Origin of the sequence: Azospirillum oleiclasticum (assembly GCF_013423485.1) — a bacterium.
Lineage (GTDB): Bacteria > Pseudomonadota > Alphaproteobacteria > Azospirillales > Azospirillaceae > Azospirillum > Azospirillum oleiclasticum.
Genome location: NZ_JABFFR010000009.1, coordinates 276,894 through 302,220 on the forward strand (window position 1 = coordinate 276,894; position 25,327 = coordinate 302,220).

24 protein-coding genes, 1 tRNA gene, 1 pseudogene and 2 CRISPR repeat arrays are annotated in these 25,327 nt (G+C 70.3%); of the genes and pseudogenes, 17 read left to right on the top strand and 9 right to left on the bottom strand.

Annotated features, from left to right (window positions below; translation table 11 throughout):
• Positions 1–48: 48 nt before the first annotated feature.
• From HL658_RS13260 to HL658_RS13275, 4 genes are read left to right on the top strand one after another with little or no spacing between them, the layout of a single operon-like run.
• Positions 49–1,251 (top strand): glycosyltransferase family 2 protein, encoded by a 1,203-nt coding sequence (locus tag HL658_RS13260; RefSeq protein WP_180282442.1) that lies wholly within the window; start codon positions 49–51, stop codon positions 1,249–1,251.
• A 3-nt stretch (positions 1,252–1,254) separates the two neighbouring features.
• Positions 1,255–2,994: a hypothetical protein gene (locus HL658_RS13265; RefSeq protein ID WP_180282443.1), complete on the top strand. Its 1,740-nt coding sequence runs from the start codon at positions 1,255–1,257 to the stop codon at positions 2,992–2,994.
• Positions 2,995–3,030: 36 nt separating this feature from the next.
• Complete coding sequence (locus HL658_RS13270) at positions 3,031–3,309, top strand: hypothetical protein (RefSeq protein ID WP_180282444.1); 279 nt, start codon at positions 3,031–3,033, stop codon at positions 3,307–3,309.
• Positions 3,310–3,317: 8 nt separating this feature from the next.
• A complete protein-coding gene (locus HL658_RS13275; RefSeq protein WP_281378757.1) occupies positions 3,318–4,397 on the top strand; it encodes an anhydro-N-acetylmuramic acid kinase in 1,080 nt (359 codons plus the stop codon).
• Between the two features lie 15 nt (positions 4,398–4,412).
• Here HL658_RS13275 and HL658_RS13280 read toward each other — a convergent pair whose 3' ends face one another.
• On the bottom strand, positions 4,413–5,462 hold the full coding sequence (locus HL658_RS13280) for a serine hydrolase domain-containing protein (RefSeq protein WP_211109728.1): 1,050 nt from the start codon (positions 5,460–5,462) through the stop codon (positions 4,413–4,415).
• 11 nt (positions 5,463–5,473) lie between these two features.
• A complete protein-coding gene (locus tag HL658_RS13285; protein ID WP_180282445.1) occupies positions 5,474–6,136 on the bottom strand; it encodes an alpha/beta hydrolase in 663 nt (220 codons plus the stop codon).
• Positions 6,137–6,398: 262 nt separating this feature from the next.
• Here HL658_RS13285 and cysE point away from each other — a divergent pair, with 262 nt between their 5' ends.
• The 9 genes from cysE to HL658_RS13330 all read left to right on the top strand — a co-directional run bounded on the left by cysE (position 6,399) and on the right by HL658_RS13330 (position 12,556).
• Complete coding sequence (gene cysE, locus HL658_RS13290) at positions 6,399–7,163, top strand: serine O-acetyltransferase (RefSeq protein WP_180282446.1); 765 nt, start codon at positions 6,399–6,401, stop codon at positions 7,161–7,163.
• A 35-nt stretch (positions 7,164–7,198) separates the two neighbouring features.
• Positions 7,199–7,675 carry an Rrf2 family transcriptional regulator gene (locus HL658_RS13295; RefSeq protein ID WP_180282447.1) on the top strand — a complete coding sequence of 159 codons (477 nt, stop codon included), beginning with the start codon at positions 7,199–7,201 and terminating at the stop codon, positions 7,673–7,675.
• Positions 7,676–7,706: 31 nt separating this feature from the next.
• Entirely contained in the window at positions 7,707–8,819 is a 1,113-nt protein-coding gene (locus tag HL658_RS13300; RefSeq protein WP_180282448.1) for an aminotransferase class V-fold PLP-dependent enzyme, read from the top strand.
• Between the two features lie 107 nt (positions 8,820–8,926).
• A complete protein-coding gene (locus tag HL658_RS13305; RefSeq protein ID WP_180282449.1) occupies positions 8,927–9,565 on the top strand; it encodes a molecular chaperone DnaJ in 639 nt (212 codons plus the stop codon).
• 52 nt (positions 9,566–9,617) lie between these two features.
• The gene (locus HL658_RS13310) at positions 9,618–9,950 is read left to right on the top strand and encodes a ferredoxin family 2Fe-2S iron-sulfur cluster binding protein (RefSeq protein ID WP_180282450.1); all 333 of its coding nucleotides are present in this window, start codon (positions 9,618–9,620) and stop codon (positions 9,948–9,950) included.
• A gap of 3 nt (positions 9,951–9,953) precedes the next feature.
• A complete protein-coding gene (gene tenA, locus HL658_RS13315; RefSeq protein WP_343055091.1) occupies positions 9,954–10,652 on the top strand; it encodes a thiaminase II in 699 nt (232 codons plus the stop codon).
• Positions 10,653–10,670: 18 nt separating this feature from the next.
• Positions 10,671–11,810, top strand: a complete 1,140-nt coding sequence (mnmA, locus tag HL658_RS13320; protein WP_180282451.1) for a tRNA 2-thiouridine(34) synthase MnmA — start codon at positions 10,671–10,673, stop codon at positions 11,808–11,810.
• Between the two features lie 83 nt (positions 11,811–11,893).
• Positions 11,894–11,968, top strand: a tRNA-Met gene (locus HL658_RS13325).
• A 150-nt stretch (positions 11,969–12,118) separates the two neighbouring features.
• Entirely contained in the window at positions 12,119–12,556 is a 438-nt protein-coding gene (locus HL658_RS13330; protein WP_180282452.1) for a cupin domain-containing protein, read from the top strand.
• A gap of 3 nt (positions 12,557–12,559) precedes the next feature.
• Here the strand turns inward: HL658_RS13330 and HL658_RS13335 are convergent, their stop codons facing one another.
• The 6 genes from HL658_RS13335 to HL658_RS13360 all read right to left on the bottom strand — a co-directional run bounded on the left by HL658_RS13335 (position 12,560) and on the right by HL658_RS13360 (position 17,345).
• Complete coding sequence (locus HL658_RS13335; RefSeq protein WP_180282453.1) at positions 12,560–12,859, bottom strand: immunity protein Tsi6 family protein; 300 nt, start codon at positions 12,857–12,859, stop codon at positions 12,560–12,562.
• A 2-nt stretch (positions 12,860–12,861) separates the two neighbouring features.
• Complete coding sequence (locus HL658_RS13340; RefSeq protein ID WP_180282454.1) at positions 12,862–13,839, bottom strand: polymorphic toxin type 46 domain-containing protein; 978 nt, start codon at positions 13,837–13,839, stop codon at positions 12,862–12,864.
• Between the two features lie 2 nt (positions 13,840–13,841).
• A complete protein-coding gene (locus tag HL658_RS13345; protein ID WP_180282455.1) occupies positions 13,842–14,549 on the bottom strand; it encodes a hypothetical protein in 708 nt (235 codons plus the stop codon).
• A 316-nt stretch (positions 14,550–14,865) separates the two neighbouring features.
• Complete coding sequence (locus HL658_RS13350) at positions 14,866–15,339, bottom strand: hypothetical protein (RefSeq protein WP_180282456.1); 474 nt, start codon at positions 15,337–15,339, stop codon at positions 14,866–14,868.
• A 57-nt stretch (positions 15,340–15,396) separates the two neighbouring features.
• On the bottom strand, positions 15,397–16,689 hold the full coding sequence (locus HL658_RS13355) for a KGGVGR-motif variant AAA ATPase (protein ID WP_180282457.1): 1,293 nt from the start codon (positions 16,687–16,689) through the stop codon (positions 15,397–15,399).
• On the bottom strand, positions 16,686–17,345 hold the full coding sequence (locus HL658_RS13360) for a winged helix-turn-helix domain-containing protein (protein WP_180282458.1): 660 nt from the start codon (positions 17,343–17,345) through the stop codon (positions 16,686–16,688). The genes HL658_RS13355 and HL658_RS13360 overlap by 4 nt, the downstream gene beginning before the upstream one ends.
• Before the next feature lie 297 nt (positions 17,346–17,642).
• Between HL658_RS13360 and HL658_RS38160 the strand changes: the two are divergent.
• From HL658_RS38160 to cas2, 3 genes and pseudogenes are all read left to right on the top strand, one after another.
• Positions 17,643–18,005, top strand: a pseudogene (locus tag HL658_RS38160) (DEAD/DEAH box helicase); the annotation flags it as partial.
• A gap of 856 nt (positions 18,006–18,861) precedes the next feature.
• Positions 18,862–19,869: a CRISPR direct-repeat array (repeat unit 36 nt; unit sequence GCTTCAATAAAGCCCCGGCCCGAAGGCCGGGGATAC).
• A gap of 346 nt (positions 19,870–20,215) precedes the next feature.
• Positions 20,216–21,976, top strand: a complete 1,761-nt coding sequence (gene cas4g/cas1g / locus HL658_RS13370) for a CRISPR-associated endonuclease Cas4g/Cas1g (protein WP_180282459.1) — start codon at positions 20,216–20,218, stop codon at positions 21,974–21,976.
• Positions 21,977–22,009: 33 nt separating this feature from the next.
• Positions 22,010–22,303: a CRISPR-associated endonuclease Cas2 gene (gene cas2, locus HL658_RS13375; RefSeq protein WP_180282460.1), complete on the top strand. Its 294-nt coding sequence runs from the start codon at positions 22,010–22,012 to the stop codon at positions 22,301–22,303.
• Between the two features lie 207 nt (positions 22,304–22,510).
• Positions 22,511–23,593: direct repeats of the CRISPR family, unit length 36 nt; unit sequence CTATCCCTGGCAGAAATGCCGGGGCTTTATTGAAGC.
• 114 nt (positions 23,594–23,707) lie between these two features.
• Here cas2 and HL658_RS13380 read toward each other — a convergent pair.
• Positions 23,708–23,962 carry a nucleotidyltransferase family protein gene (locus HL658_RS13380; protein ID WP_343055094.1) on the bottom strand — a complete coding sequence of 85 codons (255 nt, stop codon included), beginning with the start codon at positions 23,960–23,962 and terminating at the stop codon, positions 23,708–23,710.
• 88 nt (positions 23,963–24,050) lie between these two features.
• On the opposite strand from HL658_RS13380, the gene cas7g reads away from it, so the two are divergent.
• The gene (cas7g, locus tag HL658_RS13385; RefSeq protein WP_180282462.1) at positions 24,051–25,316 is read left to right on the top strand and encodes a type I-G CRISPR-associated RAMP protein Csb1/Cas7g; all 1,266 of its coding nucleotides are present in this window, start codon (positions 24,051–24,053) and stop codon (positions 25,314–25,316) included.
• Positions 25,317–25,327 lie beyond the last annotated feature (11 nt).

The window sequence follows — 25,327 nt, forward strand, 5'->3', positions numbered from 1 at the left end:
GCGGCCCACTGCCCCGGCTGACCGGGCGAACCGCGGATGTGCGCGCCGATGCTGGCCGAAGATCTTGCCCCCGCCGAGGCGCCGCCACGGCCCCGTTCCGACGACGCTTGCGAACTCACCATCCTCATGCCCTGCCTGAACGAGGCGGAGACGCTGGCCGTCTGCATCGACAAGGCGATGGGCTTCCTGGCGCGCAGCGGCACCGTGGGCGAGGTGCTGATCGCCGACAACGGCAGCACCGACGGCTCGCCGGAGATCGCGCGGGCGCTCGGCGCGCGCGTGGTGGCGGTACCCGAGAAGGGCTATGGCGCGGCGCTGTCCGGCGGCATCGCGGCGGCGCGCGGGCGCTACGTGGTGATGGGCGACGCCGACGACAGCTACGACTTCGCCAATCTCGACGCCTTCCTGGCGGAGCTGCGGGCGGGGCGGCAGCTCGTCATGGGCAACCGCTTCCGCGGCGGCATCGCGCCGGGCGCCATGCCGCCGCTGCACCGCTGGCTCGGCAACCCGGTGCTCAGCTTCATCGGCCGGCTGCTGTTCCGCAGCCCCTGCGGCGACTTCCATTGTGGGCTGCGCGGCTTCGACCGGCAGGCGATGCTGGACCTGAAGCTGCACACCACCGGCATGGAATTCGCCAGCGAGATGGTGGTGAAGGCCACGCTGCACCGCCTGTCCATCGCCGAGGTGCCGACCACCCTGTCGCCCGACGGGCGCAGCCGCCCGCCGCACCTGCGGAGCTGGCGCGACGGCTGGCGCCACCTGCGCTTCCTGCTGATGTTCAGCCCGCGCTGGCTGTTCCTCTACCCCGGACTGGCGCTGCTGCTGCTGGGCACGGCCGGACTGCTGGCGCTGCTCGCCGGGCCGCTGCGCATCGGCGGCACCACCTTCGACGTGCACAGCATGCTGGTCTCGTCGCTCGCCATCCTGGTCGGCGCGCAGGCGGTGACCTTCTGCGTGCTGGCGCGGGAATACGCGGTCGCCAACGGCCTGCTGCCCGCCGACGAGGGCGGCACGCTGGGCATCGAGCGGCTGTCGCTGGAGGGCTGGCTGATCGCCGGCGGCGTGCTGGCGGCGGCCGGGCTGGCCGCCATCGCCACCGCGGTGACGGTGTGGGCCGGGCGCGATTTCGGCCCGCTGGAGGGCTCGGCCGTGCTGCGGCTGGTGATCCCCGGCGTGACCGCGGCGGCGCTGGGGGTGCAGCTCGTCTTCTCCGGCTTCTTCCGCAGCATCGTGAAGCTGCGGGCGCGCTGAGCCATGGTGAGGGGTTGGATTGCCGCCTGCGCCGCGGTGGCCGTGGTCTGGCTGCTGCTGATGGCGTCGCTGCCGATCCTGGCGATGCCGCGCGCGGCGCTGGACGACGCATTGTTCGTGCGGCAGGCCGCCTATCTGCTGAGCGGCCAGTGGCTCGGCCCCTACGACCACTCCACCCTCGCCAAGGGGCCCTTCTACCCCATGGTGATCGCCGCGAGCTGGGCGGCCGGGCTGCCGCTGATGGTGGTGCAGGCGCTCGCCTACGCCGCCGCCTGCTGGGCGCTGGTGCGGGGTTTGCGCCCGTGGCTCGGCCGGGAGGGGGTGGCGGCCGGCATCTTCCTGCTGCTTCTGCTGAATCCGATGGTCTATGCCACGGCGAATCTGCGGGTGATGCGGGAGGGGATCTATGTGCCGCTGACCCTGCTGGTGGTCGCCGGCCTCGTCTGGTGGGTGCGGCTGGCGGACGCCCGACTGCGGGCGCGGCTGGCGCTCGCGGCCGGGCTCGGCGCCACCCTCGCCGCCTTCTGGCTGACGCGGGAGGAGGGGGTGTGGATTCTGCCCTCCCTGCTGCTGGCCGCCGGTCTGTGGGCGGTGGTGCTGGGCCGCGCGGGCGGCCTGCGCGCGCTGCGGACGGAGGCGGCGCTGGCCGTGGTCGCCGCGGCGGTGGCGGTGGCCGGCGTCGGAACCGTGGCGCTCGCCAACCGCGCCGTCTACGGCGTCGCCGACATCGTGGAGTTCAAGCAGGACGCCTTCACCGGCGCCTATGGCGCCCTCTCCCGCGTCCGCCACGCGGCCGAGACGCCCTATGTACCGGTGCCCCGCACGGTGCTGGAGCAGGTCTTCGCGGTCAGCCCGGCGGCGGCCGAACTGCGCGACGGGCTCGGCGCGCCGGCCGACAAGTTCGTCCGGGCGGGATGCGCCGTCTACGCGGTGGAGCCCTGCGACGGGGAGATCCGCGCGGCCTGGTTCATGTGGGCGCTGCGGCAGGCGGCGGCCGACGCCGGGCACCACACCGAAGCCCGCGACGCCAGCGCCTTCTACGGTCGCCTTGCCGACGAGGTGGACGCCGCCTGCGCCGACGGGCGGCTCGACTGCGGCCCGCCGCGGCGCGGCATGTCGCCGCCCTTCCGCTGGGACACGGCATGGCCGACCGTCCGCGCCACGGCGCGCGCCCTCCTGTTCATCGCCACGCTGGAGGGCGGCGGGGCGCCGCGTGACGCCCATTCCTGCCGCATCGACGATTGCCGGGAGCCCTGGACCCTGCCGGTCATCCTGGATCTGACCGGCGCCGACCTGTTCGTGCTCGCCGCCGGCACCCCGGACCCGATCGCCCACAACCGCCTGGCCGGCGGTCAGGCGCTGCCCTCGCAGCAGCGGGCGGCGCTGGCGGCGGGACTGCTCGACCGCGTGTACGGGCTGTACCGGATCGTCCTGCCCTGGGCGGTCGTGGCGGCGCTGGCCGGTCTCGGCTGGCACCTCGCACGCGCCCTGCGCGGGCGGCGGGCGCCCGATCCGCTGGCGGCGGTGGCGCTGGTGGCGCTCGCCGCGGTCGGCACGCGGGCGGTGCTGATGGCCTATCTGGAGGTGGTGGCGATGCCCGCCATCAACCCGCTCTACCTGTCCCCCGCCTATCCCCTGCTGCTTCTGTTCTGCGCGGCGGCGATCGGTGCGGCGATCAAGTCTCCTGGCGCACAACCCATCCGCGTCGATTTTGCTGACCCCGCACGCGGCGTTTCAGCGTAGACTGGACGCAAGCGATCGGAACCCGCGGGAGGACCCATGACCGACATCCTGTCCGGATACCCGGAAACCGGCACGCAGGAGGAGCGGCTGGAGTGGCTGAAGGCCAAGGTGGTCGAGCTGCACGCCTACGCCGACGGCCGCATCGCCGCGCTCGAGTCCCGCCACGCCGAGGTGATCCGCCGCATGCAGCGCTGTGAGGACCGGCTCCGCGAGCAGGAGCGCCGGATCGACGCCATCGAGGCGACGCTGGACGCCGTGCGGCGCGGCGACGTCCAGCCGGACGAGATCGAGCCCCTGATCCCGACACGGCATTGAGCAGCGGCTTGTCCCCCCACCCCCTGCGGACCGTCATCGGTCTGATGAGCGGCACGTCGATGGATGGCATCGACGCCGCACTCCTGCGCACCGACGGCATCGACACGGCCGAGCCCGGTGCCTTCATCACCATCCCCTACAGCGACGGTTTCCGGGCCGAGCTGCGCTCCTGCCTGGGCGGCCAGGGGCCGATTCCCGACGTGGAGCGCGCCCTGACCGAGGCGCACGCCCGCGCCGTCAAGGCTCTGTTGGCCGACGCCGGGCTGCGCGCCGCCGACGTGGACCTGATCGGCTTCCACGGCCACACCATCCTGCACGCCCCGGAGCAGCGCCGCACCTGGCAGATCGGCGACGGCGCCCTGCTGGCCCGGCTGACCGGCATTCCCGTGGTGGCCGACTTCCGCACCGCCGACGTGGCGTCCGGCGGCCAGGGCGCGCCGCTGGCACCGCTCTACCACCGCGGGCTGGCGGCCGGGCTGGCGAAGCCGCTGGCCGTGCTCAACATCGGCGGCGTCGCCAACGTCACCTGGATCGGTGCGGATGGCGAGCTGATCGCCTGCGACACCGGGCCGGGGAACGCGCTGGTGGACGACTGGATGCTGGCCCGCACCGGGAGGCGCTACGACGACCGCGGTGCCTTCGCCCGCACCGGCTCGATCGATGCGGTGGCGCTGACCGCGCTGCTCGACCACCCCTATTTCGAGCGGCCGGCACCGAAGTCGCTGGACCGCGACGCCTTCGACCCCGCCCCCGTGGCCGGGCTGTCGGCGGAGGACGGGGCGGCGACGCTGACCGCCTTCACCGCCTTCTCGGTCGAGCGGGTCCTGGAGCATCTGCCGGCCCCCCCCGTCCGCTGGCTGGTCACCGGCGGCGGACGCCACAACGCGACGCTGATGGAGATGCTGGCCGACCGGCTGCGGGTGCCGGTGGAGCCGGTGGAGGCGGTCGGCTGGAACGGCGACGCGCTGGAGGCCCAGGCCTTCGCCTACCTCGCGGTGCGCAGCCGCCTGGACCTGCCGCTCAGCGAGCCCGGCACCACCGGTGCGCCGCGGCCGGTCACCGGCGGGCGCTTCAACCCGGTGGCGTAGAGGGTGGGTGGCGGCTCAGCCCGCCGCCTCTACAACCAGCCCGAGCAGATCGACGGCGTCCGCACCACGCACCCGCCGCGGTCGCTTTGTGGCATCGGAGCAGAGCTGCGCCACCGCGAGCCGGAGCCGCGGGACCACGCCGATCGCCTGCCCATCGCTGCCCAGCGCCAAGCTGGCGCCGGGGCCGAAGCGGCCGGCCGGTGGCAGCGTCCACCAGAGATAGCCGTAGCCCAGGCTGCCCGCGTCGGTGGCCGACCACGCGGTGACGGACTCCGCGATCCAGGCTGCCGGCACCACCGTCCGCCCGTTCCAGTTCCCACGGTTGAGAACCAGATGGCCGACGCGGGCGAGGTCACGCGCGGTCAACGCCATGACGTAGGCCGGATGGTCGGAGGCCGGATCGAAGACCCGCCGCCCATCGGCCGCCATGTAGTCCTGCATGCCGATCGGCCGGGCGATGCGGCTCTCGAAACCGCGGAAGATGTCCTCCCCGGTGAGCCGCTCGTAGATGGTGCCCAGCGCGTTGAAGTCCCAGTTGTTGTAGTACCACCGCTCGTCCGGCCCGGCGCTGCCGCGCGGCGGGCGCTTGGCCTTCATCGCGTCGTTCTCGTAGGCGGTGGGGTGGTAGACGCCGGAACGGGCCTTGAGCAGATGGCGGATGGTGGCGCGCTTCTCCGCCGCGGTCAGCCGCGGCTCGCGGTCGTCGATGCCCAGACGGTCCAGGCTGCGGTCGAGGTCGATCCTCCCCTCCGCCACAGCGATGCCGTACAGCAGTCCGAGCAGGCTCTTGCGCACCGACCGCACATTCACCTTGCGGTCCTGCGGCCCCCAGGAGGCGACGAGGCGGCCGTCCTGCACCACCGTCAGCGAGGTCACCCCCAGCGCCCGGACCCGCCCATCCAGCTGTTCCAGCGCTGGCCGGGACCAGCCGAGCGCCAGCGCGTCCGCCGTTTCCCAGCGAGCGTCCGGCCAACCGGCGACCGCCGCCGCGTCGAACGCCCACCCCGCCCCGGCCGCGACAGCGACGCCGGCCCCACTGGCCAGCAGACCGCGCCGGCCGATCACTCCGCAACCAATCACTCGGCGACGGCCGCCACCGGGTTGTTCAGCGCGCGGTCGAGGTAATCGTCCACCTCCCGCGCCAGTTCGTCGGTGCGGTTCAGGAAGAAGTGGTTGGCGCCGGGCACGACGCGGTGGTCGATGCGGATGTCCTTCTGGTGCGACAGCTTGGTGACCAGCTTGGTCACCGCGGTCTGCGGCACGATCTCGTCCTTGTCGCCATGGATGATCAGACCGGACGACGGACACGGCGCCAGGAAGGAGAAGTCGAAATGGTTGGCCGGCGGCGACACCGTGATGAAGCCGTCGATCTCCGGCCGGCGCATCAGGAGCTGCATGCCGATCCACGACCCGAAGGACACGCCGGCGATCCAGCACAGCGCGGCGTTGGGGTTGTAGGTCTGCAGCCAGTCGAGCGCCGCCGCCGCGTCGGCCAGCTCGCCCTCCCCCTTGTCGTAGGTGCCCTGGCTGCGGCCGACCCCGCGGAAGTTGAAGCGCAGCACCGAATGGCCGCGCTTCACGAAGGACTGGAAGACGGTGAACAGCACCTTGTTGTTCATCGACCCGCCATGCTGCGGGTGCGGGTGCAACAGCAACGCCACCGGGGCGTTGGGTGTCTTGCCGTGGGTGTAGCGGCCTTCCAGGCGTCCCGCGGGACCGTTGATCATCACTTCGGGCATGCGTGCTGCGATCCTGGCGGGTGCGTCGGATGGGAAACGCCGCGGGCGGGACAGTGATCCCGCCGGACGGCACTGGTGCGCGAACGGACAGCGAAGGTCAAGCTTTTCGCCAACACAATTCTTGACCGTTTTGGTTGGTCATCATATATGCGTCTTAGGCGTTCCGGGCCACCCCGTGCAACCGGACAGGCCGGGCCATGCCGCGGTTGCCGGAGAGGACCGGTCCGAAACGAGCGCGGATCATACCACGGCGGGTGACGGCGTGTTCAAGCATCTTCGCGAAGAGATCGACGGGATCATGGCACGCGACCCGGCCGCAAGGTCGCGGATCGAGGTGGCTCTGTGCTATCCGGGCCTGCACGCCCTGGTCATCCACCGTGTCGCCCACTGGTGCTGGGAACAGGGCTGGCGTCTGACCGGCCGCTTCCTGTCCCACATCGGCCGGGTCGCCACCGGCATCGAGATCCACCCCGGTGCCACCATCGGCCGCCGCTTCTTCATCGACCACGGCATGGGCGTGGTGATCGGCGAGACGGCGGTCATCGGCGACGACGTGATGCTCTATCATGGCGTTACGCTGGGCGGCACCTCGCTGAACCCCGGCAAGCGCCACCCGACGCTGGAGGACGGCGTGATCGTCGGCGCCGGAGCCAAGGTGCTGGGCAACATCACCATGGGTGCGGGGTCGCGGGTCGGCTCCAACGCGGTGGTGGTGACCGACGTGGCGCCCGGTGCCACGGTCGTCGGCATCCCCGCCAGGGTGGTGGTCCCGCGCGACAAGGTGGACCCGTCGAAGTTCCTGCCCTACGGCACGCCCTGCGGCGACATCCCCGACCCCGTGGCGCGCGCCCTGAACGGCCTGCTCGATCAGGTGCAGGGCCTGCGCCGCCGGGTGGAGGAGCTGGAGGCGGAGCGGGGCGGGCTGGACGGCCCCGCTCCCCGGCGCCCGGAACCGGCGCTGGCCCCGGCGCTGGCAGACGCGGCCGGGCGCGACCGCGTCTCCGACGCCGCGCCGACGCCCTGCTGACAGCGCCCACTATCCTTGAAACAGGGAGACGAGAGATGAGGCTCAGCACCAAGGGACGCTACGCCGTCATGGCCATGGTGGATCTCGCGGCCACCAGCAACGGCAGCCCGGTGGCGCTCGCGGACATCGCCGAGCGGCAGGAGATCTCGCTCTCCTATCTGGAGCAGCTCTTCGCCAAGCTGCGCAAGGGCGGGCTGGTGCGCAGCGTGCGCGGCCCCGGCGGCGGCTATCTGCTGGCCCACCCGGCCGACGCCACCCGCGTCGCCGACATCATCCTGGCGGTGGACGAGCCGATCCGCACCACCCGCTGCGCCAACGGCACGCCGCAGGGCTGCCGCACCAACCGCTCGCGCTGCCTGACCCACGATCTGTGGGAGGAGCTGGGCAACCAGATCCACATGTATCTCAGTTCGGTCACCGTGGCCGACGTGGTGCAGCGCCGGGTCATCGGCACCAGCGGGCTGGTGCCCGTGCCGCGGCTGGTCGACGGGGCCGCGGTCGCCGCCGAGTAGCGGGCGGGCCCCCGGCACGGGTGTTCGGGCCGTGACCCGCGTCTATCTCGACCACAGCGCCTCCTCCCCCCTGCACCCGGCCGCGCGGGCGGCGGTGCTGGCGGCGCTCGACGTGACGGGCAACCCCTCCTCCGTCCACGCGGCCGGCCGCGCCGTGCGGCGCGTGGTGGAGGATGCGCGGGCCGCCGTCGCCCGGCTTGCCGGCGTCGCCCCCGCCCGCGTCGTTTTCACCGCCGGCGGGACCGAGGCGAACAATCTGGCGCTGCGCGGCTTCCCCGGCCGCCGGCTGCTGGTCTCGGCGGTGGAGCATGACAGCGTGCTGGCCGCCGCCCCCGATGCTCCCCGCATCCCGGTGGACGCCGAGGGGCGTTGCGACCTCGCCGCGTTGGAGCGGCTGCTCGCCGCGTCGGATGGGCCGGCGCTCGTCTCCCTGATGCTGGTCAACAACGAGACGGGGGTGATCCAGCCGGTGCGCGAGGCGGCGCGGCTGGCGCACGCCCATGGCGCGCTGCTGCATGTGGACGCGGTGCAGGCCGCCGGCCGGCGGACGCTCTCCCTCCCCGACCTCGGCGCCGACCTGATGACGCTGTCCGCCCACAAGATCGGCGGCCCGGCCGGCTGCGGTGCGCTGGTGCTGGCCGACGGGGTGGAGCCCGAGGCGCTGATCCGCGGCGGCGGCCAGGAGCGCGGGCGGCGCGCCGGCACCGAGAATCTGGCCGGCATCGCCGGTTTCGGCGCCGCCGCGGCGGTGGCCGCGGAGGAGGCCGCGCGCGGCACCCCGCTCGCCGCCCTGTCCGCCGGGCTGGAGACCCGCGTCACCGCCGCCGCGCCGCGGGCCGTCATCGCCGGTGCCGGGGCGGAGCGCGTGGGCGGGATCACCTGCATCGTCCTGCCCGGCGTGCCCGGCGAGACGCAGGTGATGGCCCTCGACCTCGCGGGCTTCGCCGTCAGCGCCGGCGCCGCCTGCTCCAGCGGCAAGGTGAAGCCGTCGCATGTGCTCACCGCCATGGGCTGCGGGCCGGAGGCGGCCGGCTGCGCCATCCGTGTCAGCCTGGGCTGGACCACCACCGCCGACGACGTGGCCCGCTTCGCCGACGCCTGGACCGCCATGGCGCGCCGGCTGGCCGGGCCCCGCGCGGCATGACCGGCCCGACATGAACCGCCCGACATGAACCACCGGGCCCCACTCTCCGCGGTTGCGCGGCGGCGCGGTTGCCGGTATGACGCGCGTCGACTCCTGGGAAGACCCGCATGACCCGATCGGACAGCGGCGGTGACCACCGCGGTCCCCGCATCAGTGGCATCATCGAGGGCGACCTGCAGCCCTGCTGGCTGTGCGGCCGCTCGGTGGCGGCGCGCGCCCTGTTCTGCCATGCCTGTGGCGCGGTGCAGCCGCCCCGCGCCCTCGACCATTTCGCGCGGCTGGGCATGGAGCGGCGCTTCGACATCGACCTGGAGACCCTGGCGAAGCAGCGCACCGGCCTGTCCCGCGCCTTGGAGCCGGGGCGTTTCACCGCCCGCGGCGCCCGCCAGCAGGCGCTGGCTCGCCAGCAGGCGGACGCGCTGGACGCCGCCTATGCCGTGCTGCACGACCCGGTCAGCCGCGCCCGTTACCTTCTGGAGCTGGACGGCGGCACCCCCGCCACCCTCGACGCCGCCGATCCGGAAACCACCGCGCTGCGGGCCGAGCTGGCCGCCGCCACCGACGCGCTGGCCATCGACCGGCTGGGAGCGGAGGTGACGCGGCGGATCGCCGCCGGCATCCGTGATCTCGCCACCGCCTTCCGCGGCGGCGCCACCGAACTGGCCGCCTCCACCCTGTCGCGGGTGGAGGCGCTGGAATCCATCGCCGCCGAGGCGCGCGCCAAACGCGCGGGCTTGACGCCCTGACGCCGCCCATGCATCTGACCTGATCGAACGAGCAACCGCGAGAACCACTCCCATGCCCAAGATGACCTTCATCCAGACCGACGGCACCCGCAACGAGGTCGACGCCCCGCTGGGCCTGTCGGTGCTGGAGGTCGCGCACAAGCACGGCTACGATCTGGAGGGCGCCTGCGAGGGCTCGCTCGCCTGCTCCACCTGCCACGTGATCGTCGAGCCGGAGTGGTACGACCTCCTGCCCGACGCCACCGAGGACGAGGAGGACATGCTGGACCTCGCCTTCGGCCTGACCAAGACCTCGCGGCTGGGCTGCCAGATCATCGTCACCGAGGAGCTGGACGGGCTGACCGTGCGCCTGCCGGGCGGCAGCCGCAACGCGCAGCGGGGCTGACCCGTGGCCGCCCCGTCCTCCCCCACCCTTCCCGGCGCGCTGTTCGGCCGCCTGCGCGCCGCGGCGGGGGAGGATTGGACGGCCTATGTGGACCACCCCTTCGTGCGCGGCATGGCCGACGGCACCCTGCCGGAGGCAAGCTTCCGGCACTACCTGATCCAGGACTACCGCTTCCTGATCCACTTCGCCCGCGCCTACGCGCTGGCCGCCTACAAGGCCGACACGCTCGCCGACATGCGGCAGGCGAAGGCCGGGCTCGCCGCCATCCTCGACCTGGAGATGGGGCTGCATGTGGAGTATTGCGCCGGCTGGGGGCTGGACGAGGCGGCGATGGAGGCCGCTCCGGAGGCGCAGGGCACGCTGGCCTACACCCGCTTCGTGCTGGAGCGCGGCATGGCCGGCGACCTGCTGGACCTGCACGTGGCGCTGGCCCCCTGCATGTGCGGCTACGCCGAGATCGCCGCCCGCCTCACCGCCGATCCCGCCACCCGCCTGGACGAGGGCAACCCCTACCGGAGCTGGATCGCGATGTACGCGGGCGCGGAGTTCCAGGAGGCCGCGATGGCCGAGGCCGCCCTGCTCGACGACCTGTTCGCCCGCCGCGCGTCCGAGGCGCGCTTTCCCGACCTCGCCGCCACCTTCCGCACCGCCAGCCGGCTGGAGGCGGGTTTCTGGGAGATGGGGTTGCGGCTGCTGCCCTGAGCGGCCACATTGCGCGCCATGCTCAACTCCCTCGGCATCCCGAAAGCCCCGGCGGACACCCGCGTGGTCGTCGCCATGTCCGGCGGCGTCGACAGCTCCGTCACCGCGGCCCTGCTGCGGGAGGAGGGGTACGACGTGGTCGGCGTCACGCTCCAGCTCTACGACCACGGCATGGCCGTGCAGCGCAAGGGCGCCTGCTGCGCCGGGCAGGACATCTACGACGCCCGTCAGGTGGCCGACCGCATCGGCATTCCCCATTACGTGCTGGATTACGAGGGGCGCTTCGGCCAGGACGTGATCGACGATTTCGCCGACAGCTACCTGCGCGGCGAGACGCCGATCCCCTGCGTGCGCTGCAACCAGCGCGTCAAGTTCCGCGACCTGCTGGGCACCGCCCGTGACCTGGGTGCGGACGCGCTGGCGACCGGCCATTACGTGCGCCGGGTGGACGGCCCCGCCGGCCCCGAGCTGCGCCGCGCCGCCGATCCCGCCCGCGACCAGAGCTATTTCCTGTTCGCCACCACCCGCGACCAGCTCGATTTCCTGCGCTTCCCGCTGGGCCATCTGCCCAAGACGGAAACGCGCGCGCTCGCCGAGCGCTACGCCCTGCCGGTGGCCGCCAAGCCCGACAGCCAGGACATCTGCTTCGTCCCCGACGGCTCCTACGCCGATGTGGTCACCAAGCTGCGCCCCGGTGCCGCCGCCCCCGGCGACATCGTGCATGTGGACGGCCGCGTGCTCGGCCGCCACGAGGGCATCGTCCATTACACCATCGGGCAGCGGAAGGGTCTGGGCATCGGTGGCCTGAAGGACGGTGCCGGCCACACGGACTCCGACCCCCTCTATGTGATCCGGCTTGATGCCCCGACCCGCCGCGTCGTCGTCGGCCCGCGCGACGCGCTGGCGCGCACCGTGGTGTACCTGCGCGACCTCAACTGGCTGGCCCCCCTCCCCGCCCCCGGCACGGCGATCCCCGCCCAGGTCAAACTCCGCTCCGCCCAGCCCCCCGCCGCCGCCACGCTGACCCTGGGCGAGGACGGCACCGCCGAGGTCCGTCTGGCCGACCCCCAGCACGGAATCGCCCCCGGCCAGGCCTGCGTCGCCTACGACGGCGACCGCGTTCTGGGCGGCGGCTGGATCGCCGCGACGGCCCCGTAGGGGATGGCAATTAAGGTGTTGACACCCCCGCCCCTTTCCCCTAAGTAACCGCTCCCACCGGACGGCAACGCCCGGCACCCTATGGCAGCGTAGCTCAGTGGTAGAGCAGGGGAATCATAATCCCTTGGTCGGGGGTTCAAATCCCTCCGCTGCTACCAGTGCAAGCCCTGGAACGCTTCGCGTATCCAGGGCTTTTTGTTTTTGAGCGTTGGAATTCATCGCCGGCAGGGACGAGGTACCGCCACGGCGCGTTGGCGGCGGGCGGGGGTTACGGGCATGGTTCGGGCGCCGCACTGCTCAGGTCCCGCATGCCCGCACTTGTCCTTCTCGACCACAGCCTCCTCGCCCCCTCCCCCACCGGCCCCGCCGGCTTCGGCGCCGTTCTGTCCGGCGATCCGCGCGAGCAGGGGATCGGGCTGTTCGACAGCGACACCGGGCGGTTTTCCGCCGGGGTGTGGCAGTGCACGCCGGGCGTGGTGCGGATGGTGCGCTGGCCCTACAACGAGACCTGCGTGCTGCTGTCCGGCCGTGTCGTCATCACCCCCGACGGCGGGGAACCGCGGGAGTACCGGGCCGGGGATGCCTTTGTCATCCCCTGCGGTTTCACCGGCACCTGGGACATCCGGGAAACCGTGCGGAAACACTACGCCATCGAGCGCCCGCTGGCGCCTCTGCGGCTGATCGTCCGGGGAACGCGATGGCTGCGCCGGCTGCTGCGACGGCGACAGGCGGCGGACCGCTTGTGATCCTCAGCCGGACGAACCGCCGAGATGGGAGCGCACATATTCCGCCAGATCCGACAGCCGGCGCCCCAGCGCGTCGTCGAACTCGGCCACATGGCGCAGGCCGAGGAAGCCGAAATTCAGCCGGTCATGGTCGGCCGGCCGGATCGGCGTGCCGGTCTCGACCGGCCCTTTGATGAAGTCGAGCTGCTTCAGCGCCGATTCCAGCATCGGTTCGCCGGGGTTTGCGGCGATGATCGCACGCAGCTTGCGGGCGCACTGCTCCCGCACGTCGATGGCTTCGGCACGGCTGGTGATCAGGGGCATCGTCACAACTCCGTGAAAGCGTCGCGCAGCGCGTTCGACACCGTCATCTGGATGCCGCCACCCTTGGTGTCGAGGGGGTTGGCCTTGTCGGTCCAGTAATCCACGACGGGGCTCGCCACCGATTTCAACGCCTTGCCCGGCGGTGTCCGGTAGGTGGCGAGGCGCCGGATGGCCGGGTCGCCGTTCAGGCCCAGCATGTCGGCGGTCTGTGCGGGATCGGGGTTGAACCAGTTGCCCGGCCCGTTGGCGGTCCGGCGGACGAACTGCGTCATGGTGTCGGGCGGCGGGATGTCCACGATCTCCAGCGGCTTGTTCAGGTCGATCCCCTTCAGGATGTCGGTCACCTGGTGCGGCTCATAGCCCAGCTCCTTGACGAAGAAGCTCTCGGCGATGCTGCGGCGCGCCAGGATCTGCTGCGGCCGTACGCCAGGCCGGCGGGCGAGGTCGGCCAGCTCGTCGAGCGCCCCTGCGGCCGCCACGGTGGGGCATTCGGTCTTCGGTCCGGGCTTGGCCTTGGGAAAAGCCTTGGACGCCTTCGCCGCGTCGGCCGCCGCGTCGGCCGCCTTGTCGGCGGCGCTGCCCAGTTTCGCCACCTTGCCGAGTTTGCCCACCTTGGCCACGGCACCGACGGGCACGAAGGCGGTGGCAACGTCGAACGCGCCACCGCCCAGCACCTCGCCCCATTGTTCGGGGGATGCGGTCTCGCGGAACTCCTCGAAGGCGGTGTAGGCGGAGCCCACGCCATCGCGCACGTCGCGGACCAGCATCGCCGGGTCGTCATAGGCCGCGCCGCCGTAGCGGCGCACGGCGTCGGCCGCGTTCTTCGTCGCGTCCCAGGCGGCGTCCCGCGCCGCGGCGTCGGTCGCCAGGGCATAGCCGCCCTTGGCCAGCCCCTTCAGCCCCTCCCACGTCCCCTGCGCCGCACCGGCCACGCCCTTGCCGACGCCCTTGCCGAAACCCGCGACGCTGTCCCAGCCCATGGTCAGACCCGCCTCCCATGGTCGAGCATGATGCGCAGGCGCAGCAGCGCCAGCCGTTCCGCGGCCGGCCGGCCGGGGTCGCTCACGTCGCGGAGCCAGGACGCCGAACGGGCGGCGGGGGTCGATCCGTACAGCGCCTGCCAGCCCGCCAGCGCCAGCCCCGCATCGGCAAGGCCCCCGGCATGTTCGGCGAAGCCATGGCGCGCGGCCAGGGCCAGCGCGCGCTCCGCCGCCGCGACCGCACCGTCCGCGGTCACCGAATCCCACAGGACCAGCGGCAGGGCCGCCGCCAGCCGCTCCGCCGGTGACGCGTCGTCCAGCCCGACCGGCGCGTACAGGGCCAACTCGTCCCGGCCGGCTTCGGCGCGCGCCCAGGCCTGCGCCGGCACACGCTCCGCCAGGGCGGCGATGCGCTCGTCCGCGCCGCGGTCGGGCGGCCCGATGGCGGATGCGATTTCAGGAACCGCGTCGAAATTGGGGGCCACCCCCTCCATCAGGTCGCAATAGAGCGCGATGGAGGATTCCCAGGTCGCCCCGCGCGACCGCGCCCGCTCCGTCATGCGGGCCAGGATCAGCGTCTGGACGGGCCGGGGAAAGCGGGGCAGGAAGGCGGGGTGGCGCCGTGCCAGATGGCCGCGCAGGCGTTCCAGGAACCCGTCCTCGGCGCCACGCTCGAACGCTCCCATCTGCGTGTGGCTGATGACGAGCATTCGCCCCGCTCCCTTCCCCGTACCACCCGCCGCGCCGCCGGTCGTCGCATTGTTGCGGAAGCAACCAGGCTTCGCAACGGCGGTTCGCCGCCTTATACCAACGGCCTTGGACGTTGACACGTCCAAGGCTCCCTTGTGTGTTCCCACCAGCTTCGGATCGGCCTTTTTGCCGAGTGACTTCGAAAGCCGTGCATAGCGATCAAGTAGGTTTTGAACTACTTGTTTGAAAAGCGCGGGATTTTCCTCAGCGCTGGCGTTTATAACTCGCAGAATATTTTCAGAATCCCTGCTCGATTTTTCAATTTTTCCTAGACTTTCAAGAGCGGCAGAGCGAACATCGCAGGTCAACGAATAGTAAAAAAAATTGATATGTCGATGGATATTTCTTTACCATCTTCAGAAACATGTCCTCTATTTCACGCCTATTTACCACAATTTCTTCAACATTACCTGATTTCGAAAGACAATTAAACACAGAAAGGACGAAATGGCAGCAAGACCTCTTATCTAGGCTTATCTCCCCACTACCTGCCTTCATCAGCAATTTTATAGGTCTATCCATTGCCTTGCCAGGCTCATCCATGTTTCCTTGTTCCGCCAGAAAATTGATCAAGTTAGCGTGGGCATCAAAGAGAGCCGCAACACCACCATCAACGTTAAGCACTGAATCGTCGAGAATAGCGATTGCATCTTGTATTTCTGATACCGCCAAAACTCTATCATTACTGAAATTAAATGCCATCGCCAAGACAACGATGGCGGTTGAAAGCGCTATTTTGAAGAATGTCACTTTCCAATCATTTAGAAGTCGACGTATATTCACACACTCCTGCGCTGCCGAAGAAGCTTATTTCAAATTACTCACCCGAAGATTAATAATTGCGGACTTCAAAAGCAAACTTGACAGACAAAAAGCCAGCCGATCAATGCGCTTACCGCTCAGTCCTCGATAGGCAGTAACTGCTCGCTCCAACAACAGCACAGAAGCTTCGATCTGCTCAGTCGCAGCCAACTCATCCGCCACCGCCTGGACTCCACCGGCCAGCTTCTCGGCCCACGACAGCGAATCCACCCCGTCCCGTTGCAGCTCCTCCAGCCACTCCAGGAAGCGCGGATGGTTGGCGGCCGGGTTGCGGACGAGGGCTTTCAGTTCGGCCTCGCGCGGGTCGCGGAGTGCTACGGCGCGCTGGTAGGTTTCGCGCTGGCGCTCGCTCAGCTTGATCGCCTTCAAATTGTCCCGTCCGCTGACCCGGCGCGTCAGCCAGAGCATGTCGGCCAGCAGGGTGTTGCGTTCGCCGGGATGGTCGATGATGGCGGCCAGCGTCTCGCCGCTGGCGTAGCGGGCGCGGTAGACGATCTCCGCCTCCGCCCAGTGGAGGTCCTTGTCGTCCGCCGACATACCATCGAGAAGGCCGTCCAGCCGGTCGCGCGCGAACTGCCCGTTGCCTTCGAAGTCCGGAACGTTCTTTTCCACGCGCATGGGCACGGGGAATTGTCGGATGCTGCGCCCCTGCGGCTGCTGCCGGGCGATGGATTCCGCCGCGGCGGCGATGCCGAGCACGCTCTGGCGGTTGTGGACGAAGCAATGCACCACCGTGTCCGGCAGTTCGACCGTGCAGATGCCCGACGTGTCGGACAGGCCGGTGCGGCTGTCGATCAGGACGTAATCATAGGTTTCGACCATCCAGGCGCGCAGGCGGGCGATGAAGTCGGCCCCGCCGAACCGCTCGTAGAAGGCTGCCCAGTCGAATCCCTGGGACCGGGCTGCGTACTCGGCGTCCTGGCGCCCGGCCGGCACGAAATCGAGCTGCCCCCGCACCCCCTGCGGCAGGTTCAGCGACTGGGCGACCCCGCCCAGTTCGGCCAGGGCCAGCGGGTCGCCGCTGTCCCCGTTCCGCGGTGTCAGCAGCAGGTCGACATAGGCCCACAGCCGGTCGATCAGCCCGTCCGTCCGCTTCAGGTCCGGATCGCTGCGCATCAGCGGCAGGAAATGGCGGTGCAGGCCCGGCGCCTCGATGTCCCAGTCCACGGCCAGGACGCGCGCGCCGTTGGTGGCGAGGATCCAGGCGGCGTTGGCCACCGCCATGCTGCGCCCGGACCCGCCCTTGTAGGAGTAGAAGGTGATGACCCGGCCGGTCATGCGGCGGTCGCCTTATCCTCGACCGGCACGAGATCGAGCCGGGGCAACTCCGCGCGGGCGAAGGTGGCCCGCACGGGAGACCCCTGCATGCGCCGGTGATACCGCTCCGCTGGGGATACCGCCTCACCGGCCGTCGGCCGGCCCTCCAGCTCGGCGCGCGCCGCCCTGCCGAGGCGGACATGGACCTCCCGCCCCGATTTCTGGGTGACGACGACGCCGGCCTCGCGCAACGGCTTCAGCATGCGGGTGATCTGCGCCGCATCCTTGCCCAGCCGGCGGGCGAGGTCCACGTTGCGGTGCTCCTTTTCCAGAAGAAGCGACAACAGGCGCCCGTTGGCGGGTGCGCGAAGCTGCTCCTCGAACGCGGCCGACGGCGCCCGGTCCTTGAGGGCGCCGAGCACCTCCACCGCCATGGCGACCTGGCCGGCGCGGAAGGCCGGACTGGTTTCGACGTCCAGCGGCAGGCGTCGCGCCATGCCGTCGTAGAGCGCCTGCAGCCGCTCGAATTCCGCGACCGCGTCCCTGGCGGCACCCTCGGCCGCCGCTTCGACGACGTCCTCGGCCACGGCCATCAACAATCCGTCAATGTTCCAGCTCTCGTCCGCTTCACCGTCGGGGATGGCCTGGGTAAGCACATCGATGGAATTCCAGGGCATAACGCGACCTCCCGGACGTTTCGGGCCATTCTTCGGGGAAAGAATTGACTCGCCGGGCCGGCCGAGTCAGGGATCGGTCAATGTTTTCGGTTGTGTTAGCCTGTCGGCGCCACGCGCGTCCTGACGCATCGTTCGGGAGAGCAGCCCGTGACCGTTCCGGCCTCCCCAGGAACCGACCCCTTCGACCAGCTCCACCCCGGCGTCCGGCGGTGGGTGTGGGGGCAGGAGTGGCGGGATCTGCGGGCGGTGCAGCGGGCCGCCATCCCGCCGATCGTGGCCGGCGGGCGGGACGTGATCGTGGCGGCCCAGACCGCGGGCGGCAAGACGGAGGCCGCCTTCCTTCCACTGATCTCCCGCATCGCGGGCGAGCCGGCGGGCGGCTTCCGCCTGCTCTACGTCAGCCCGCTGAAGGCGCTGATCAACGACCAGTTCCGCCGCCTCGACGCGCCGTGCGAGGCGCTGGAGGTGCCGGTGTTCCGCTGGCACGGCGACGTGTCGGCGGCGCACAAGCGGAAGGCGCGCGAGCGGCCGGCCGGCATCCTGCTGATGACGCCGGAATCGCTGGAGGCCACCTTCGTCCGCCGCGGGCTGGAGATCCCCCGCCTGTTCGGCGCGCTCGACGCGGTGGTGATCGACGAGCTGCACGCCTTCATCGGCGCCGACCGCGGCCGGCAGCTCCAGTCGCTCCTGCACCGGCTGGAGGTCTCGACCGACCGCCGCGTCACCCGGATACGGCCCCTTCGGCCTCGTCCCGCCGGCGCTCTACGCGGAGCTGCTGCGCGCGCTGGGCCGCCCCGAGGCCGCGCTGATCGAAAAGGCGTCCGACGGCACCCTGGTGCCGGGTCCGGCCGGAGAACGGCTGGCGGACCATTACGATTTCTACAGCGTGTTCCAGACCAGCACCGAATACCGCGTGCTCCATGGCGGAACGACGCTCGGCACCCTGCCGGTGGTGTCGCCCCTGGCGGTGGACATGACCATCATCTTCTCCGGCCGGCGCTGGCGGGTGGCGGCCGTGCTGGACCGGGAGAGACTGATCGAGGTCGAGCCCGCCAGGGCCGGGCGTCCGCCCCCCTTCGGCGGCAACGGCGGCGACCTGCACGACACGGTCGTGGAGGCGATGCGCGCGCTCTACACGGCGGACGACGTCCCGGCCTTCCTCGACGCCACGGCGCGGTCCCTGCTGGCGGAGGGGCGGACGGCCTTCGCCCGCCACCGCCTGGACCGCACGGGGCTGATCGACGACGACGGCGACCTCTGGCTTTTCCCGTGGGTGGGCACGGTGAAGCTGGGCACGCTGGCGCTCGCCCTGCGCGCCCGTGGCCTGGACGCAGCACCCCGCGGCATTTCGATCGGCATCCACGCGTGTGGCGGGAAAGTACGACCCACACCTGACCGACAGCCTGCTCCTCCACTCCTACGCCAGCCAACGCATCGACACCACCGACCTGCCGGCCATCGCGGCCGCGGTGCGCCGGAGGGTGGAGGATACGCCCGGCAACCGGGCCGGGGGGCCGGTTCAATAAGGCCCCGGCCCGAAGGCCGGGGATACCGCACTGCCGGAATCCCAGATATCCGGTACCAGCCTCATGCTTCAATAAAGCCCCGGCCCGAAGGCCGGGGATACAGATGAAAGCGCCGATGTCGCCTCTCCAGATGACGTTGGTGCTTCAATAAAGCCCCGGCCCGAAGGCCGGGGATACGCGGACGCCTGATCCCGGCCTACCGCCGGCTCCACGCCGCTTCAATAAAGCCCCGGCCCGAAGGCCGGGGATACGGCGGACAACGCGCTGAGCCTGCTGTCCGACTGGGATGTGCTTCAATAAAGCCCCGGCCCGAAGGCCGGGGATACCGGGTCCGGCTTGTCGCTCGCGCTGGTGAACGAGGGCGGCTTCAATAAAGCCCCGGCCCGAAGGCCGGGGATACTAGAAGCTTGTGCTTTGTGCCTGGAATTTATCGACAATGCTTCAATAAAGCCCCGGCCCGAAGGCCGGGGATACTTGGGTTTATTCCCACTGCTAAGGCCGCTCCATGTCATAGCTTCAATAAAGCCCCGGCCCGAAGGCCGGGGATACCGAGATTTCCGAGGCGTTTGACAAGGCGTACGCGGTCCTGGCTTCAATAAAGCCCCGGCCCGAAGGCCGGGGATACAAAGCAATGCCCTCGTTTTCCGACGCTGACAACTCCGCGCTTCAATAAAGCCCCGGCCCGAAGGCCGGGGATACACGCCGATCTGGCGCAGGATGGCCAGGACGAAGGGGTCGCTTCAATAAAGCCCCGGCCCGAAGGCCGGGGATACCCAGCCAGAATCGATCCTCGTCCCGCGCCTCGCGCAGGGGCTTCAATAAAGCCCCGGCCCGAAGGCCGGGGATACGTTCCCCCAGGCCGCCCACCCCGGCCAGCACTGGCGGGGCTTCAATAAAGCCCCGGCCCGAAGGCCGGGGATACGCGACGGCAGCCTTGGCAAGCCCCATCGACGCGACGCCGGGCTTCAATAAAGCCCCGGCCCGAAGGCCGGGGATACGGCCCCCCGAAAACTGCCTGCAAACTCAACGCCTTGCAAGGCGGGATTCGAGCACCCTCCGCCGAGCGGCGTTGATTTTCCGTAATCCGGCGCCCCGGCCCGTGCGACGGAGCGCCAACCGGTTGATTCACAATGTAAAAGACCGATTCGAGCGACCCCCGGGGGGTGATGCGCCACAAGGGTGCTCGCATCCGGGCGGCGGACCGCGCGCATGATAATCGCAACGTCGGCCGCAACCAAGCCCTTCCCGGCCCCTGGACTCGCAAAGCCGGAGCGTGCATCATCGCCCCATGCCGCGGTGTCGGGACGAACAGGCGCCCGGCAGTTCCACCGCGAGAGACATCCCATGGCCGGGCCGGATGCCGTGATCCCCGACGCCGCCGTCACCGAATGGCAGCCGGAGTTGCCGTTCCCGCCGGTTCCGCTGCCCACCGGCACGCCGCCCCTGCCCGCCCGCATGATCAACGAGTACGTCTACTGCCCCCGTCTGGCCTATCTGGAATGGGTGCAGGGGGAGTGGGCGGACAGCGCCGACACGGTGGACGGGCGCCATGTGCACCGCCGGGTGGACCGGCCCGGCGGCGCCCTTCCCGCCCCCGGCACGCCGGACGGGGACGACACCGACACGGAGGCCCCGCGGGTGCACGCACGCTCCGTCACCGTCGCGTCCGAACGGCTGGGCCTGATCGCCCGCATCGACGTGGCGGAGGTGGAGGACGGCGCGGCCGTCCCCGTCGATTACAAGCGCGGCAAGCGCCCGCACGTCGCGGCGGGCGCCCACGATCCGGAACGGGTGCAGCTCTGCGTCCAGGGCATGCTGCTGGAGGAGGCGGGCCACCGCTGCGACCACGGCGTGCTGTACTTCGCCGAGAGCCGGGAGCGGGTGCGCGTTCCCTTCGACGAGGAGTTGCGGGCGCTCACCCGGAGCGCGATCGACGGCCTGTCCCGCATGGCGCGCGACGGCCGCATCCCGCCGCCGTTGCCGGACAGCCCGAAATGCCCGCGCTGCTCGCTGGTCGGCATCTGCCTGCCGGACGAGGTGGGCTTCCTCGCCGGCGCCCTGCCCAGCCCCCGTGCGGTCGCGGTGCCGCGCGACGAGGCGCTGCCGGTCTACATCGTCGCCCAGTACGCCAAGGCCGGCAAGAAGGCCGAGACGATCGAGATCGCGGTGGAGGAGCAGCCGCCCACCACCGTCCGCCTGGTGGACGTGTCGCAGATCGCCGCCTTCGGCAACGTGTCCGTCACCACGCCGCTGCTGCACGAGCTGATGCGGCGCGAGGTGCCGGTCACGTGGCACACGCACGGGGGCTGGTTCCTCGGCCACACGGTCGGCACCGGGCACGGCAATGTGGAGCTGCGAACCGCCCAGTACCGCGCCAGCTTCGATCCGGCCTTCTGCCTGCGGCTGGCCCGCGGGATCGTGGAGGCGAAGATCCGCAACGCCCGCACCCTGCTGCGGCGCAACGGCACCGAGGGTGCGGAGCTGGCCGTCGCCCTGGCCGACCTCGACCGCCTGGCCAAGGACACGCGGCGGGTCGAGGGCATGGACCGGCTGCTGGGGCTGGAGGGGGCGGCGGCGGCCTGCTATTTCGGCCTGGTCGGCACGCTTCTGAAGCCGCCCGACCCGGCCGCCGGCCGTTTCGACTTCCGCGGCCGCAACCGCCGTCCGCCGGCCGACCCGGTGAACGCCTGCCTGTCCTTCGCCTACGCGCTGCTGGTGCGCACGCTGACGGTCACGCTGTCGGCGGTGGGGTTCGATCCCTACCGCGGCTTCTACCACCAGCCGCGCTGGGGGCGGCCGGCGCTGGCGCTCGACCTGATGGAGCCGTTCCGGCCGCTGCTGGCGGATTCGGTGGTGATCACCGCCCTGAACACGGGGGAGGTGAAGGCGGGCCACTTCGTCCAGGCCGGCGGCGGCACCGCGTTGACTCCGGACGGCCGACGCGCGCTGATCGGCGCGTTCGAGCGCCGACTGTCGCAGGAGATCACGCACCCCGTCTTCGGCTACCGCATCTCCTACCGCCGCACGCTGGAGCTCCAGGCGCGGCTGCTGGGACGGCTGCTGCTGGGCGAGATCGCCGATCTGCCGCACGTGGTGCCGCGCTGAGGTCGGCACAGGGGGGGCATCGGGAGGGGCGGGATGCGCGACGAGAACCTGTACGTGATCACCTACGACATCGCCGACCCCAAGCGCTGGCGCAAGGTCTTCCGGCTGATGGAGGGATACGGGGAATGGCTCCAGTTCTCCGTCTTCCAGTGCCGCCTCGGCCGGCGCCGCCTGACCGAGCTGCGCACGCAGCTGGAGACGCGCATCAAGCCCAAGGAGGACCACGTCCTCATCCTCGACCTCGGCCCCGCCGACGGCGTGCGCCCGCGGGTGGACAGCCTGGGCAGGATCTTCGAACCCGTGGTGCGCCGGCCCACGATCGTGTAGCCTTCCGCCGACCGGATTCGAGCGGTCTTGTGACGCGCCACCCCCCGGGGGTCGCTCGAATCGCTCTTTGACATTGTGAATCAAGTGGTTGGCGGACGCGAGGGGAGACCCGCGCCCGTGATTCTGGAAAATGCTGCCACCGTCGCCAGGGGGTGCTCGAATCCTGCCTTGCAAACCATTGAGATCGCTTATAGATTCGGGGGCGCCCTATCCCTGGCAGAAATGCCGGGGCTTTATTGAAGCTGGAGCGATTCGAACATGGCGACATCCGCGAAGCGCTCGCCCTATCCCTGGCAGAAATGCCGGGGCTTTATTGAAGCATAAGAAAGAACTTGGGTTTCTCCATTTAGCCAAGATCTATCCCTGGCAGAAATGCCGGGGCTTTATTGAAGCGTAGCCGGACTCAAGGGCCTGCGCTTGTTGCCCGAGGACTATCCCTGGCAGAAATGCCGGGGCTTTATTGAAGCGCCGGCATCGCCATCCACAACCTGCTGAAGACGCATCCTATCCCTGGCAGAAATGCCGGGGCTTTATTGAAGCCACAGACGATCAGAGACGCGGTGAAGCCATCACCGGAACGCTATCCCTGGCAGAAATGCCGGGGCTTTATTGAAGCGCCGCCACTTTGTACGCGGCTTCCTTGAACGCGTCGGACTATCCCTGGCAGAAATGCCGGGGCTTTATTGAAGCGTAGACCAACCGCGGGGTAGAGATGCATCCTGTCCATGGCTGCTATCCCTGGCAGAAATGCCGGGGCTTTATTGAAGCTAGGCCAGCCACGCCTCCGGCGTCTGCCAGTGGAACACTATCCCTGGCAGAAATGCCGGGGCTTTATTGAAGCGCAATTCTTTTCGGATCGTTGCCCGGCAATGATTGAACCACGCTATCCCTGGCAGAAATGCCGGGGCTTTATTGAAGCGGCGACGGCGGCTTCGCCACCTTCTACGGTGTGGGTGCTATCCCCGGCAGAAATGCCGGGGCTTTATTGAAGTTTTCGTGATCGGCATGGCGCACCTCGCTGTGTGCATGCCCTATCCTCGGCAGAAATGCCGGGGCTTTATTGAAGTTTTCGTGATCGGCATGGCGCACCTCGCTGTGTGCATGCCCTATCCTCGGCAGAAATGCCGGGGCTTTATTGAAGCGAGTTTCAGAAGGATACCCTCCTTCTCCGTGGAGCGCCCCTATCCCCGGCAGAAATGCTGGGGCTTTACTGAAGCACTGCCTACCAAGTCGGGTGGTGAACATTTCCATTTGCTATCCCCAGCAGAAATGCCGGGGCTTGGTTGGGGTGCGTCCCCGCCGCCACGTTTGTCGATGTCATCCGCTGGACGGCCCGGCATCATCCCGGTGTCTCAAGGGTAATGCCCGTCGCCGAAGCGAACGGCGCCGTAAGGGCGTCACGGGTCACAGACGCCGCAGCTCGGACAGGATCCGGCGTCCGATGCGTGGCTTGAGCGTCTTCTTGTTGGTGAGATCCACCCGCAGCCCAAGCGCCTCCGACAACTCCATCTGAAGGCCGACATGGTCGATCAGGGTGACGCCCTCCCCAAGGTCGACGAGGATGTCCACGTCGCTGTCCTCACGCTGCTCCCCGCGGACATGGGAACCGAACACACCCATCTCGCGGATGGGGTAACGGCTTTGCAGCGCCGGCCGAATTGCAACGCCTCAGTGCCACCACCCCTTGCACGGCAACGCAGGGGAGAATAACGTCGCCCCCACTCTCCTCTGCCTCCGGAGCCCCCCCATGTCACCCACCCCTCCCTCTCCCGTCGCCCCCACGCTTGCCGATCTGCGCGACGCCGTCGCCTCTGCGGCCGCGGTGCGGGTGGTGCGGCGGCTGGGGCCGGTGGGGGATGCGGGCGATCCGGTGTTCCCGCCGACCTACGTGATCAAGGACGAGCGCGGGCGCGACGTTCCCGGCCAGCATCTGTTCGAGACGCGCCGCATCGACGGGGCGGAGACGATGACGGTGCTGCTCGACAGCGTCCAGTCCCAGGCCAACCGGCTGGAGGAGGCGCTGCTGGCCGCGGTGGAGGACGGCGCCCGCTTCCCGCATGTGGTGGTGGATTTCGCGGCGCAGGGCATCGACGGGCTGGGGGCGATCACCTCGCTCGACGCGCCGCACCGGCTGGCGGACGCGCTGCTGCGCGACAGCCTGCACGGCAACACGCTGTTCCGCGCCAGCGAGGCCGGGCGGTCCTGGCTGTCCGCCTCGATCCGCGACGCCACGGGGGTGTTCGCGCTCTGCCCCGCCTCGCTGCTGTTCGGCATGTGGAATTCCACCGGCGAGGGCGGCGGGCGCGGCGTGAAGTTCGCGCGCGCGATCGTGTCGGAGATGGTCGGCATCAACGCCCGCCCCGGCAAGCGCCCGTCCAGCCGCATCGACCCGGCGCGGATCGAGCGCGTGGCGGTGTACGAGGCGGCGGACAGGAGCGCCATCGCCTGGACCGCCGACGAGGCCGAGGCCGCGGGCGGCCCGGACAAGCCCAGGCCCTACAAGAAGAAGGGCCGGCCCAGCGAGATCAACCACGGCAACATCGCGCCCAGCGTGGCCGACGGCGGCGTCACCATCGACCACGCGGTGCAGAGCACCGTGCTGTCGCTGGCCGGGCTGCGCCGGCTGCGCTTCCCCGGCGCGGACCCGGCCGGGACGGCGGCCCGCAACCTCGCCGCGCGCACCCTGCTGGCCGCGCTGGGGCTGCTGGGCATGGCGCGGCTGCACGCGGAGGACCCGCAGCTCCGCTCCCGCTGCCTGCTGGTCTACGAGGACGCCGAGCCGCTGTTCGAGCTGGTGGGTTCCGGCGGCGTGCGCGCGGCCTGGAGGCTGCCGCCCGACGCGGCACTGGCGCTCTTCCGCCAAGCCGCGGCGGCGGTGGTGGAGGCCGGGCTGCCCTGGTCGGAGGAGCCCCTGCGCCTCACCCCGCACCCGCGGCTGGTGGAGCTGATCCGCCGCAGCCGGGCGGCCGAGGCCGCGGGCGAGACCGAGGACTCCCCCGCCGACGCCGCCTGACGGTCGCCCCC